The sequence below is a fragment of the Clostridium acidisoli DSM 12555 genome (genome assembly GCF_900176305.1).
Classification (GTDB): Bacteria; Bacillota; Clostridia; order Clostridiales; family Clostridiaceae; genus Clostridium_I; species Clostridium_I acidisoli.
The window spans coordinates 17132-30988 of record NZ_FWXH01000005.1; the positions used below are offsets into that span (position 1 = coordinate 17132).

At 27.2% G+C, this 13857-nt stretch carries 16 protein-coding genes and 1 pseudogene; 15 read left to right on the forward strand and 2 right to left on the reverse strand.

The window, feature by feature from the left end:
* The 10 genes and pseudogenes from B8978_RS08875 to B8978_RS08920 all read left to right on the forward strand — a co-directional run bounded on the left by B8978_RS08875 (position 1) and on the right by B8978_RS08920 (position 9121).
* Positions 1–1452 carry a lipopolysaccharide biosynthesis protein gene (locus tag B8978_RS08875; protein ID WP_084115335.1) on the forward strand — a complete coding sequence of 484 codons (1452 nt, stop codon included), beginning with the start codon at positions 1–3 and terminating at the stop codon, positions 1450–1452.
* Positions 1453–1456: 4 nt separating this feature from the next.
* A complete protein-coding gene (locus B8978_RS08880) occupies positions 1457–2488 on the forward strand; it encodes a polysialyltransferase family glycosyltransferase (RefSeq protein WP_084115337.1) in 1032 nt (343 codons plus the stop codon).
* Positions 2475–2990, forward strand: coding sequence for an acyltransferase (locus tag B8978_RS20395; protein ID WP_176212665.1), 516 nt, complete (start codon positions 2475–2477; stop codon positions 2988–2990). The genes B8978_RS08880 and B8978_RS20395 overlap by 14 nt, the downstream gene beginning before the upstream one ends.
* A complete protein-coding gene (locus B8978_RS08890; RefSeq protein ID WP_084115340.1) occupies positions 2980–3759 on the forward strand; it encodes a glycosyltransferase family 2 protein in 780 nt (259 codons plus the stop codon). Before B8978_RS20395 ends, B8978_RS08890 begins: the two co-directional genes overlap by 11 nt.
* 1 nt (position 3760) lies before the next feature.
* Positions 3761–5056 carry an O-antigen ligase family protein gene (locus B8978_RS08895; RefSeq protein ID WP_084115342.1) on the forward strand — a complete coding sequence of 432 codons (1296 nt, stop codon included), beginning with the start codon at positions 3761–3763 and terminating at the stop codon, positions 5054–5056.
* A 54-nt stretch (positions 5057–5110) separates the two neighbouring features.
* Positions 5111–6220, forward strand: coding sequence for a glycosyltransferase family 4 protein (locus B8978_RS08900; protein WP_084115344.1), 1110 nt, complete (start codon positions 5111–5113; stop codon positions 6218–6220).
* Between the two features lie 5 nt (positions 6221–6225).
* Positions 6226–6990 (forward strand): WecB/TagA/CpsF family glycosyltransferase, encoded by a 765-nt coding sequence (locus tag B8978_RS08905; RefSeq protein WP_084115346.1) that lies wholly within the window; start codon positions 6226–6228, stop codon positions 6988–6990.
* Between the two features lie 346 nt (positions 6991–7336).
* A pseudogene (locus B8978_RS20515) lies at positions 7337–7501 on the forward strand (DapH/DapD/GlmU-related protein); the annotation flags it as partial.
* Positions 7502–7733: 232 nt separating this feature from the next.
* On the forward strand, positions 7734–8426 hold the full coding sequence (locus B8978_RS08915; protein WP_084115350.1) for a YveK family protein: 693 nt from the start codon (positions 7734–7736) through the stop codon (positions 8424–8426).
* Between the two features lie 11 nt (positions 8427–8437).
* A complete protein-coding gene (locus B8978_RS08920) occupies positions 8438–9121 on the forward strand; it encodes a CpsD/CapB family tyrosine-protein kinase (RefSeq protein WP_084115352.1) in 684 nt (227 codons plus the stop codon).
* Between the two features lie 91 nt (positions 9122–9212).
* Here the strand turns inward: B8978_RS08920 and B8978_RS08925 are convergent, their stop codons facing one another.
* Together B8978_RS08925 and B8978_RS08930 are read right to left on the reverse strand one after the other, a co-directional pair.
* Positions 9213–9758: a sigma-70 family RNA polymerase sigma factor gene (locus B8978_RS08925; protein ID WP_242950526.1), complete on the reverse strand. Its 546-nt coding sequence runs from the start codon at positions 9756–9758 to the stop codon at positions 9213–9215.
* On the reverse strand, positions 9733–10008 hold the full coding sequence (locus B8978_RS08930; RefSeq protein WP_084115354.1) for a helix-turn-helix transcriptional regulator: 276 nt from the start codon (positions 10006–10008) through the stop codon (positions 9733–9735). Before B8978_RS08930 ends, B8978_RS08925 begins: the two co-directional genes overlap by 26 nt.
* Before the next feature lie 289 nt (positions 10009–10297).
* On the opposite strand from B8978_RS08930, the gene B8978_RS08935 reads away from it, so the two are divergent.
* From B8978_RS08935 to B8978_RS08955, 5 genes are read left to right on the forward strand one after another with little or no spacing between them, the layout of a single operon-like run.
* Entirely contained in the window at positions 10298–10957 is a 660-nt protein-coding gene (locus tag B8978_RS08935) for an FHA domain-containing protein (RefSeq protein ID WP_176212657.1), read from the forward strand.
* Between the two features lies 1 nt (position 10958).
* Positions 10959–11732 (forward strand): PP2C family protein-serine/threonine phosphatase, encoded by a 774-nt coding sequence (locus B8978_RS08940; protein WP_084115358.1) that lies wholly within the window; start codon positions 10959–10961, stop codon positions 11730–11732.
* A gap of 27 nt (positions 11733–11759) precedes the next feature.
* The gene (locus tag B8978_RS08945; protein WP_084115360.1) at positions 11760–12440 is read left to right on the forward strand and encodes a hypothetical protein; all 681 of its coding nucleotides are present in this window, start codon (positions 11760–11762) and stop codon (positions 12438–12440) included.
* A gap of 39 nt (positions 12441–12479) precedes the next feature.
* The gene (locus B8978_RS08950) at positions 12480–13253 is read left to right on the forward strand and encodes a tyrosine-protein phosphatase (RefSeq protein ID WP_084115362.1); all 774 of its coding nucleotides are present in this window, start codon (positions 12480–12482) and stop codon (positions 13251–13253) included.
* A 34-nt stretch (positions 13254–13287) separates the two neighbouring features.
* Entirely contained in the window at positions 13288–13785 is a 498-nt protein-coding gene (locus tag B8978_RS08955) for a VanZ family protein (protein ID WP_084115364.1), read from the forward strand.
* Positions 13786–13857 lie beyond the last annotated feature (72 nt).

Below are 13857 nucleotides of genomic sequence, written 5' to 3' on the forward strand. Positions count from 1 at the left end.
ATGACTAAGTTTATACGTAATTTTTTAAAACATATAATGAATTATGGGGTTGCGACGATTATTACAGGTATAGGCTCATTTATACTAGTACCTATATATACTCGCTGTTTAACTACTTCGGATTATGGAATTGTTGATTTAATAAATACAGCAAGTAATTTATTAAGTATGTTTTTACCGCTGGGATTAAATGCTGCCTTTAGTGTTTTTTATTATAATTCAAAAAATAATGAAGAAATAAAGGAGTTTTTTAGTACAATTATAAATACTATTATGATATTTTGTGTTATTGCTATAGCTGTTTTAATATCAATAAACAGTATATCAACACATTATTTTATAAAGAATGTTCCTAAAAATTATTTAAATATATGTTTTTTGACAAGTGGATTTTCAATATTTATACAATTTCCAATGTCTATGCTTCAATTTAGAGAAAAATCTAAACAATATGGTTTTTTAAGTATTTTGCAGTTTTTAACTTCAACAACACTTAACATAATTTTTGTTGTATTTTTAAAAAAAGGTGCAGAAGGGGTAATAACAGCTCAATTAATTGTGGCAATAATATTTTTTGTCATTGCTACAATATTATCTAAAAATCTATATAGTTTATATTTAGATTTTAATAAAATGAAAAGTTTATTGAAGGTTGGGATTCCTGTTATTCCTCATGCAACTGCAAGTTGGTGTATAACATTTATTGACAGAATCATATTAAATAATTATGTCGATACAAGTAATTTGGGTCTGTATTCTTTTGGCTATAAAATTGGAACAATTATGTTTGTGCTTGTGAGTGCAATAAATCAAGCATGGTCACCTATATTTATGAAAACTGCAAATGATAGAAAGGAAGTGGCTGAAGAAATATTTAACAATATTAACAGATACTATGTTGTTACTATAGGTATAATAACATTAATTTTGTGTTTGTTTTCAAAGGAAATTACAATAATAATGGCACCAAAAGCATATTCAAATGCTTGTTACATTATGCCATTTGTATTTTTATCATATTTTTTTAATGGATTATACTTTATGGTTGTAAATTCATTGTTTTATATGAAGAAAACTTATTTTCTACCTATATCAACTGGCCTAGCAGCAGTAACAAATATAGTGTTAAATCTAATTTTAATTCCTAAATATGGTATATATGCAGCGGCAGTTGTTAACCTAATTACTTATGTTGTATTGTTTACTTCAGTATATATAATTAATTTAAAGATATATAAAATTAATATGCCAGTAAGTATTATAATGGTGTATTTATTTATAAATATAATGTCTAATTTTTCAGTGCTTAAATTAAATGTAAGCTGTGTAACAATTATTATAAAGGTCTGCTTATTAATTATAATTTCTTATTTGTTGTATCATGTTTCTATTAATAAAAATGAAAGAACTAAAACTAAACAATTCATTTTAAAAGTTTTAAATAAGGTGTAGAAAAATGAAAATACTTATATTATCTTATTCAAGTTTACTATATTCCATAGGCTTATATTTTAAATATAAAGATATGAATCAATATAAACTTAAAATAGTAGTATTTAATAATAAAAATATTGTAAAATTTTTATTATACATAGGCATAAAAGAAAAAGATATAGTTTATTATGAGTATCAATTAGTACATACGCTTCATCCATATAAAATTGCTAAAAATTTTATATGGATGAAGAAATTTTATAAAAGTAATATAGATAATATTGAAAATGAAATAATTTATATGTTTAATAAAAATGAATGTTTGGAAATTTTTGATTTATATTATAGAATAAGAAAAAAAAATGAAATTAGATATGTAAATTTTGATCCTGAAATTAACTGTAAGAAAAATGTTTCCTTTAAGAAATTAATATACAAATTGTATAATAAATTGTATATTAAGGTTCCGTATGATGTTAAATTTTTAGGTGGGTATTTACCTGTAATTAAAGATAGTTTAATTAAAAGTATAGGATATAATAGAGAAGAAGTTGATACAATTAAGTGTAACTTTTCTAAAAATGCTATTATAATTTTGGAAACTGACATATTTAAATGTAGTTACTGTAAACGACCTGATTATATATCGGATTCAACAAATATTTATAATCAGATTTCTAAAGGTGTTGATAGTCAGGTATATATTAAACCACATCCTATATTTAATAATATTTATTATAAAGTAAATGATAAAGATAAAATAATTGAAGATTTTATACCAATTGAATTTATGATAAATGATGGTGGCGTCGATGTTGTTATTGGTGCTATGTCTATGGCTTTAATATATGCAGTAAAAAGCGGAGTTAAAAATGTTATTTCTACAATAAAATTGTATAATTTTATTGATAATGAAGAAAAAAACAAAATTATAACTTGGCTTATAGAGGAAACTGATAATAAGATAGTTATGCCATGTAGTTTAAAAGAGTTGGGGGAGATTATGAACAATATAACAGGTGGAGGGAAGCAGAGTGTTAATGTTTTTAATTAAATTTGAACACTACAAGTTAAAAAAAAGGTTTAAAAAATTTGGGGTAGGAAGTAAATTGGGAGTATATGATGGAATATTCCCATGGGTATATAGCCCCCAAAAAATTGAAATAGGAAATGATACTCATATTGGGGGAGGTTTCTTTTTTGACGGTAGTGGTGGAATAACAATAGGAAATCATGTACATATAGCTCCAAAATGTTCAATTTATACATCTAATCATAATTATAAATCAGATAAAATTATGCCTTATGATGATAAATATATATATAAGAAAGTCGTAATAGAAGATTATGTATGGATTGGTGTAAATGTTAATATAACTCCAGGAGTTAAAATTGCTCAAGGTGCTGTAGTTGGTATGGGGGCTGTTGTAACAAAGGATGTTCCAGAGTGTGCTATAGTTGGTGGCAATCCAGCCCAAATTATAGGATATAGAGATAAAAATATATATTACAATATTGTAAAGAATACGGAGAAAGGTATAGCTAATGGAGAATAAATTAATATCTATAATAACGGTTTGTTATAATAGTGAAAGTCATATTGAAAAATGTTTAAAAAGCGTCATAAATCAAACTTATCCCTGTATTGAGTATATAATTGTTGATGGAAATTCACAAGATAAAACAATAGAAATTGTGAGAAAATATGAAGATAAAATATCAAGGATTATATCTGAAGATGATAATGGAATTTATGATGCTATGAATAAAGGAATAACATGTGCAAGCGGAGAAGTTATTTATTTTTTAAATTCTGATGATTATTTAATTGATAACAATGTAATTAATGATGTAATGTATGAATTCAATAATCATAATGTTGATGTAGTATATGGAGATGTTAGAGCTAATGGGAAGGTTATCAAGTATAGACAAAAAATTAAAAGATTTGATTTAATAAAGCAAACTATCTGCCATCAAGTAATTTTTTGTAAAAGAAATATTTTACTGCAACAAGGAGGATTTGATATAAGATATAAAGTATGTGCAGATTATAAATTTGTAATAAAAACATTTATTAATAATTCTTTTGAGATTAAATATATTAATAGAACAATTGTTAACTATTCCACAGAAGGATTTAGTTCAAAAAACAATTATGAATATATTATAAGCCTAGAGAAAAATAATATCATAACGGAGAATATAAAAAATCAAAGTTTTAAGGAAAAAAGCTTTATGTTGATTAGTTCTATAATTGTAAAGGTGAGAGAAGTAATAAGAAAAAATTTTAACTTATATGACATAAAAGATAGGAGAAATTAATATGGAAATAATTCTATATATGATGTCAGTATTGCCAATATTTCAAACATGGCTTGAATTTAATTTTGTAAAGTATAGCAATTTTTATGATGATATTTTATATTTATTATTATTAATAGCTCTTATTTTATATATGATGTTATGGAAAAGAAAGTCACTTGGAACAAACATAAACCATTATAATAGAAAATTACTGAGAAAAGCAATTAGATATTACATAGCATTTATTGTTTGTTCAATAATGTTTTCATTAATTCAAATCAATCTAAATAATACTGGAACATACATTGGCATGATTTATGAATTATATAAGTTGTTAAGAAATGTAGTTGTGATTATTGTAGCTTATTACGTTTTAAAAGAAAGACAATTGATTAGGATGATAAAAATATACATGTTTTCTTGTATTATTATGAATATTGCAGGTATTATTGAATATTTATATGGACTTAAAGGATATCAATTACTAAAATTTATTCCCACAAATGCCAATGAGGGTACTTCCGCCCAGGGATATTACAATTTATATGTAGCAGGAGGCAGAATATTTGGATTATTACAGCATCCTAATGTTTATGGAGAATATATGGCAACCGGGTTTTTCATTATATTTTATTTAACAATAAGTAAAGCTTTTATTTATAAGAATAAAAAATTGCAATATTTATTAATCATAAACAGTTTATTAGGCGTATTTATTTCAACATCTAGAATGACTTTAATTTTAGTTTTTGTTATAACTATAATTCTTGCTATAAAATATAGATTGTATAATTCATTGAGAATAATATTTGGGTCAGCAATGCTACTAACTCCTTTTTTATTATATTCTTTAGTAAGATTAATGGATAAATTACAAATGTATTCATCTGGTGTTCAAGAGGGAAGAGTTACTTATTGGATTCAAGCATTTCACATTTTTCAAGGGACTCTTATCACAGGTACTGGTTTAGGAACATGGGGGGATGAGTCAGCAAAGTATGGTAACTTTATATCTTATAAAAATATATTTTATGAGATAAATACATTAAGCGATTCATACTTATCTCATTTAATAGTTGAACATGGAATTTGGATATTTCTATTGCTTATAAGCGTAATATATATCATAAAGATTTTATCAAATAAGCAAAATAACGAAGATAAATGTAGTGGTGCAATTAGTTTGATAACTTTAAGTTTATTTCTTTTTATGTTAATTGCATCAGTAAAGTCCTATGGCTTTTCACTTTTTGAAAATTCGTATTTTACTTTTTTATTTATAGGATATTGTTTAAGAAAAAAGATTTATGGGTAATGTGCTAATATAGTATTTTATTCAATATCAACGTTAAATGGAGGTGAAGTAAAAATGAATAATGTAATGTTAGTCAATTTAGGGCGACAATATGGGGGAACTGAAAAGGTAACTGAGGATTTATTACTAAATGGTAATATTTCAAGAATACAATTTTATTTAGTTTGTATTAATGGAACAGGGCTATACATAAAAAGTTCTAGTATTACTAATAAAATCATTTCATTGCCACATGCTAAAATTTTTACTCCTATATATGTATTAAAAATGGCATATTTTGCAAAAATGTATAAAATTGATATAATACATTGTCATGGAATTACATCAAGTTTTTTTGGAACATTTATTGGTACAATTCTGAACATACCTGTTATTACTACAGTACATGGTATAGTTGATATTGAAAGAGACGGATATATAAAAAGAAAAGTTTTTAAAGTTATAGAGAATCTGTTATCTAACTTTAATAAAAGATATATTTGTGTATCAAAATTTGTTAAACAGAATTTAATAAATAGAGGGATTATAGAGTCTAAACTTGTTGTTATATATAATTCAATTAGAGATAAGGAATTAAAATGTGACATAATAAAAAATACATATTTTAAAGAAGGATATTTTAAAATATGCAGTATTGGAAGATTGGAAGACATAAAAGGGCATAAATATTTATTAAAAGCAGTTAATTACCTCATAAAAAAAAATTGTAAAGTACAATGTATTTTAGCTGGAGAAGGGAGCTGCTACGATAAACTAAAGGAATATATTTATGATAATTCATTACAGGATTATATAAGTTTAATTGGGCATATAAATAACCCAAATAATTTGATAATAGAAAGCGACATAGTAGTAATGCCATCTCTTATGGAGACATTTGGTATAGCAATTTTAGAAACAATAGCCCTAGGAAAGTGTGTTATTTCTACTAATGTTGGAGGTGTCCCAGAGATAATTAAAAATGGTGAAAATGGAATATTAGTTGAACCATGTAATGAAATATCTTTAGCGGAAGCTATATTAAAGTGCTACAATGATAAATTATTAATTAAAAATATGGAGTTAAATGCAAAAAGTTCATATGATCACAATTTTTCTAACTTAGTAATGTATGAAGAATATATAAATCTATATGATGAAATAATTAATAGTGAAAGGTTATAATCGTTATGAATGAAGTAGAGATGTTAAATGTAAGATTTGACAATGTTGATATGCAAGAGTGTATAAAAGTTATAGATTATATGATAAATGATAGAACAAAATTTAAATATGTTGTAACTCCTAATGTAGATCATGTAATGAAGGTCAACAACGATCCTAGTTTTAAAAAAATATATAAAGAAGCTGATTTGATTTTAGTTGATGGACAACCATTGGTATGGCTTTCTAAATTAGTAGGTAAGCCATTAAAAGAAAAGGTTTCAGGTTCTGATTTATTTCCTAGATTATGTGAGCATGCAGCAAGTAAAGAATATAAAGTATTCTTTTTAGGAGGGCTTGAAGGAGTAGCTGATAAAGCAGCAGAAAATCTTAAACAACAATTTAAAAATTTAAATGTAGTTGGAACTTATTGTCCTCCATTTGGTTTTGAAAATGATGAGAATGAAAATAACAAAATTATAAAAAAGATTTTAGCAGCCAATCCAGATATATTATTTGTTGGAGTAGGTGCACCAAAACAGGAAACGTGGATTTATAACAATAGAGATAAGTATAAAGTGCCAGTATCTTTGGGAGTAGGTGCTTCATTTGATTTTATTGCAGGAACAATAAAAAGATCACCTAAGTGGATGCAAAAATGCTGTTTAGAGTGGTTTTATAGATTTTGTAAAGAACCTAAAAGGTTATTTAGAAGGTACTTTATTGAAGATTCTATTTTTATTGTGATTGCAATTAAAGAAATTTATAGAAGTATAGTCAAGAGGTGCTAGAATGCTTAATAAATTGCTAAGAGTGGTGTATCTATTAACATTAAATAAAATCCCATGTAAAAATTCTAGTAAAACAAGCATTAACAAGATAAAGGTATTTTATTTAAAATATTTATTTAATTGTATAGGACGTGATGTAAATATAAGGAATAATTTAAACTTTGTTAGTGGGAAAAATATTAGAATTGGTAATAATTCTGGTATAGGAAAAAATTGTTTTATAGATGACAGAGGAATTGTTAATATAGGGAGTGATGTTTTAATGGCAGATGATGTTATGATTTATACTTCAAACCATAGAACTAATAGAAACCAAAAAATAATATTGCAAGATTTCGAGATTTTAGATGTAAGGATTAAAGATGATGTTTGGATAGGAGCGAGAGTAATAATACTACCAGGAGTTATTATCGGAAGAGGAGCAGTTATTGGAGCTGGTGCAGTTGTAACAAAAGATGTAGAAGATTACTCTATAGTAGGTGGAGTACCAGCTAAAGTAATTGGCATGAGAAAATAATATAAGTATTACTAGTATGAAATGCATTAAAATGATGAATTAATCTATTAGTTGTGTAAAAAATAAAGTAAAGTAAAAGCCTCAATTATTGGTTGTGATTAATTGATAAAATTGGGGGTATATCATATGTAAATTAATACGAAATTTGTAATGAAGAAGAAGTAGAAAAAGAGTAGAAAATGATGTATAATACGACTGTATAACATTAAAAATGGAGGATAATTTTATGAATGAAGAAAGTAGCATTGACTTAAGCCGAATTTTTTATATAGTATCAAAACGTAAATCAATCATAATTACGATTACTTTAGTAGCAACGATAATATCAGGTATTCTAAGTATATTTATATTATCGCCTGTATACCAATCAAAAGTTACAGTAATAGTTGGAAAGGCAAACGGAAGTAATAGTTCAAGTAATTCAAGTCAGCAATATAATGATGTTATGATGTATCAAAACTTAACAAAAACATATACAAGTATAGCAACTTCTACATTTATTGAAGATAAAGCAGCGCAAAAACTTGGCGGTGGTATTACTGTAGAAAAATTAAATGGATTTGTAACAGTTACGCCAGAAGAAGGTACACAAATATTAGATATTGTGGCAACAGCGAATACTCCACAGGATGCATTAAACAGAGTAACAGCACTTTCACAGGCATTTGTTGAAAATTGTAATAGTGTGTATAATGCTGGTGATGTAAGAATTATGGATAAAGGCCAATTACCAGATAAGGCAATTGAGCCTAAAAAATCCCTTAATATTGCCATAGCATTCATATTAGGTTTAATGGTATCCATTGGATTATCCTTTCTATTAGAATACATGGACAGCACAATAAAAACTACAGATGATATAAAAAGATATTTAGACTTACCAGTACTCGGAACCATACCGATGCAGGATGATATTTAAGGGGGAGACAAATGTTAATAGTTCAAGACAATCCTAAGTCACCTATATCGGAAGCATATAGAACACTTAGAACAAACATTCAATTTTCTAATTTTGATGACGACATGAGCACAGTTTTGGTGACAAGTTCAGGTCCAGGAGAAGGTAAATCTACAACTGCTGCCAATTTAGCTTTATCTATGGCTGAAACAGGCAAAAGAATACTTTTAATTGATTGCGATTTAAGGAAACCATCACTACATAAAAAGTTTAATATTTCTAATAATAAAGGACTTTCAAACTTACTTATTGGTCAACATAAATTTGCAGATGTGGCACAAAGATACAATGAAAGTTTATACATATTAACTTCAGGTACAATACCACCAAACCCATCAGAAATGCTTGCATCAAAAAAAATGCAGTCATTTTTGGATGAGGCAAAAAAAACTTTCGATTTTATTATATTAGATACTCCACCAGTTATAGCTGTAACAGATGCACAGCTTTTATCTACTATGGTTGGAGGCGTGTTACTTGTAATAGCAGCAGGTCAAGCTGAAATTGGAGCTGCACAAAAAGCAAAGGAATTATTAGAACACGTAAAAGCAAATATAATTGGGGTTATTTTGAATAAAGCCGAAGCAGGTGGTGGAAAGAATTATGGATATTATCACTATTATTACGGAGAAGGACCAAAAGGTAAGAAAAAATAACATATAAACTATATAAAAAATTTAGCTACTAAAGACAAAATTTTAGTAGCTAAATTTTTAGGTGAAACTCTTTAACATCATATTTCGAGTGCTACTTATGCTCATTAGTAGTAAGCAAAATAAATTTTAACTTCTTTAAACTAGCTTTTTTTATTGCTATTGCCTTTCTGTAATTTATGTCATAGGTTGCAGCCACTTCCTTTAAACTTTTGTCCTCAAAGTATACCCCTTTAATTATTTTTTTTGAAGTTTCATTAAGGCTGTTAAAGGCTTGTACAACTTTTTGGGCTTCATCAAAAGCAATGACTTCATCTTCTAATGTAAAATCATATGGTTGCATGTCTAAAATGTCTTCATTTTGAACTTCCCTGTAATGTTTAATTTGTGCCTTTAAAAGAGCGTTGAAATTGTTTATAATTGAATTGTTACAATAAGTAGTAAAGTTATTGCTGTCAGATTTATAGTTATATACTGCTTTTATTATTGAGAGAAAACCATGTTGCACTAGATCATCTAGTTCGTAAGAAGGTATTTTGTATTTTGCTGCATATTTTATGACAAAATAATTAAATTTATTAATAATTTGTTCCATAGCATCAGCATCACCAGCTTTAGCCTTTTTTATGAGTTTTTCCACTATAAACACATCCTTCACATGGATTTATTGTTACATTTGAAAAAAGTTCTTCCACACTAATGTTAAAGGCTCTTGCTATTAATTTTTGAGACTTTGGTTGTGGGAAATGTAGATTATTTTCCCAATTGCTATAGAGTTTAGCATTTACAATACACCTTTTTGAAGCTTCAAGTTGACTCCAACCCTTAATTACCCTCAGAAATTTTAATTTTGTATTCCATTTATACTCTGATAAATTGATAATATACATTTAAATTCCCCCTCAAAGATGATTTATGATAATAATATAATACTAAATACCATATTCTTACAAACGTTTTCATAAGTCGTATTTTTACATATTTCAGGACTATATTATGTTCTCTACACATATCAATGTTTTATAAGTAATTACACATATAATGCCATATTATATGGTATTATGGTAAATTTTTTAAAGCTTTAAAGTTGCTAGTGATGTAATTGGGTGATACAATGTTACTATGCAAAAATATGGATTTAAGTATATAATTATTTTATAAATGTGGAGGGTTAAAAAAATGAAAACCAGTTATATATATATTTTAATTGCGGTGATAATAATAGCTGTATTCGTGTATGTTTTAATGAATAGAAATCATATATTCTCAGATCTAGAAGATGAAGAAGATGAATACGAGGATGAGGATACAGAAGGTGAAGAGGAAGACGAAGAAGAAGAAAAAACTCAGGCTTTATTTAAAAATAGAAGAGAAAACTTAAATTCTAATATAAGTCAAGATACTAACACATATTTTTCAAAAATACCTAACTTAGATGATAATGACAAGACAAAAATCATGTCGGCTATAGAATCTTCAAGAAATAAAGAATTAGATGAAACGCAAATAATTTCTATACCAAAAGAGGAAATTCAAGTTGTGTATGCTTTAATTATGTATAAAGAAAACGGCATAGAAGAAAAATTTCTAATGACAAATGAAGTTGTATGTATTGGAAGAGACCCGGAAGCTTGTGATATTGTTATTAGTGGTGATAAATTTCTAGGAAGACAACATGCACTTATATACAAGAAAGGCCAAAGTATATATTTAGCAGATCTTAATAGTAAAAATGGAAGTTTTATTGAGGGCGTAAGGATTTCTGGTAAAGAAGAAATAGTAGGTACTAAGAGAATTAAACTTGCAGGTACAGAGTTTACTGTTAAAGTAGGTGATTAAAATGTTTTCGAGTAAAGAGGATACGTTACCTTTAGTAATGCCTAAACTTACATATGGATTTTATACCTCAAAGGGTAAAAGAGACGAAAATCAAGACGCACTTATCACTGTTTTGGGAAACAACAATTACACCTTTGCAGTAGCTGATGGTGCAGGTGGACACTCCTTTGGAAAAGAAACCAGTAATATGACAGTTAACGCAATAAAAGATGAACTAGAACATGAAACAAGCAGCAATATAAAATATATTGAACTTCTAATAAGAAAAAAGTATGATCAAATAAATTCTCATATTTATAATTTGCAAAAACAAATGGGAAAAACTATGATTACAACTTTGTCTATGATAAATATTGTAGATGACTGCTTTTTAGCTAGCAATATAGGTGATACAAAGATATTCCAAATCAGAAGCGGCGAAATAAGTTTAATATCTAAGGTGCATAACAAAGCCTGGGAAATGTATGAAAACAACCTAATAACCTATGAAGAATATGAAAATCATAGAAGCAAAAACATTTTGACAAAGGCAATGGGGGCTTTTGAAACTGTAGAGCCATATTTTAAAACTGGTAAAGTTATGGAAAATGATATTTATATTATTTGTACGGATGGAGTTTATAATTACATTACTGAGGAAGAAATTGTTAGAAGGTTTTCTAGGAGTAATAAGTTTAGCAATGAGGAATTAAATAAAATTTGTTTTGATATATGTGATGTATGTTTAAAAAACCATAGTAATGACAATTTAAGCATTATTGCTTTTGAGGTTTAAAAAAATTTGGCGCAGGAGCTGAGGTATATGGATAATAGAAAAAAGAGAAAACTTTTACCTTTTATCATTATAGTGCTAGCTTTGATTTTTGCTATAATATTTTGTGTGAGTCCAGTAAAAAAGATAACAAAAGTTAATAATTTTGCAAAAGCTAGTGACAGTATTATAAAATTAGAATCACTGAATGAAGTAGAATTTAACAACGAAAATAAAAGTCTACAGACAAGTGTTTCATTAACAGATGATGATATAAATAATCTAATATATAATGCTATTAAAAATAAAGTAAGTGTTAGTGCTATAGAAACAGATATAAATGATGATATAAAGATATACGTTAACTCAGATTTGTTAAACATAATCCCTACGCAATATGCAGTTGAAATTGTACCAAGTTTAAAAAATAATTCCTTGGGGTTTAGTATTAAAAGTGCTCAAATTGGAAGGATACCAGTACCTAAAAAAATTATTTTAACAATGCTAGAAAAGAGCAGTTCGACAAATTTCTCTGTAGATGCTGAAAACAATTATGTTACAATAAGTACAAAACCTATAGAGCCATTTAAGCTTGTAAGTTTTACTATGGGTGACAAAAAAATAGGAATTAAGACCAGTTATTCAATAAACTCATTAGCTGATTTAAAAAGATTACTTCAAAGTAACGTATCTGAAAGCATTAAGAGTTTATTAAAAAATATGTATAGATAAGTTTAAAATGAATACATTGTAAATTAGGAGGAAATACAAATGATAGATATGCATTGTCATATATTGCCTGGCATTGATGATGGATCAAAAAATGTTGAAATGAGCATAGAAATGCTTCAGATTGCAGAAAAAAATAGAACAGATAAAATTATTGTTACACCACATTTCTATAGGGGCTATTTTGAAAATGTGTATAGTGATGTATTAAAGCATGTTGAAAATTTAAACGCTGAAGCTAAAAAAAATGGGATAGATGTAGAATTATATCCAGGTCAAGAAATTTTTGCTGATAAACATACTTTAGAGGAATATAAAAGAGGGACAATCCATGGCTTAAATGATTCTAAGTATTTATTAATAGAATTTCCTATGGATGTTTTGCCAGAAGATGCCTTAGATATTATCTACGAATTAAAAATATTAGGCGTAAGACCAATAATTGCCCATCCAGAAAGATATATTTACATCTGGCAAAAGCTAACTAACATAAATAAATTTGTGGAAGAAGGCTGCTTGTTTCAAATAAACACTTCAAGCATATTAGGCCTTATGGGAAAACATATAAGAGAGGCTTCATATAGTCTTATAGAGAATGGCTTATGCAACTTTATTGCCTCTGACGCGCACTCAACAGGTAAAAGATGTCCTAATCTTGGAGAGGCTATGAAGGAGATAAAAAAAGACTATAAAGAGGTGTATAACCAAGTGCAGCAAAATGCCAATTGTGTGCTTACCAATGAAGAAATCCATGTAAATATGAAAAAAATTCAAGAAAAAAAGAGCGGTATTTTCTCCTTTCTTTTTAAGAAATAGATGAGATTAATTTGACAGCTTATGGAGGTGTAAAATGAAAAAAATTATAATTTTATTAGTTTGCTTAGTTTGGTTTGGATTTATATTTTACAATTCAACAAAACCAGGAGATGTATCCAATGCAAAAAGCTATAGCCTACTAAACAAAATAAGAACAGAATATAGGCAACTAGATGGTGAAGAAAAAAAGCAGTATAATGAGCTTCCTAAAAGTGCTAGAGAAGAGAAGTTAAATTTAATAATAAGAAAAAATGCACATGCTTTTGAATATTGTGTACTAGCCGTAATAGTGTCTTTGATATTGTTCCAGTTTGGTTTAAAGGGCAAAGGTGCAGTAATTTACATAATGTTTATATGTCTATTTTACGCAGTTCTTGATGAATTTCATCAAATATATGTACCAGGTAGGACTTCAAGCGTAAGGGATGTGCTTATAGATTTTGTCGGCTCACTTATAGGAATATGTGTTTATTATTTGGTTTATTATTTATTTTTCAATAAAAAGAAAAGAAGTAGGGGAATCTTTAATTAGAAATTAAGATGTGTGTATAATTGATGCAAATTTTGAAATAATATATATACTACACTAAATTGGGTTTGTTCA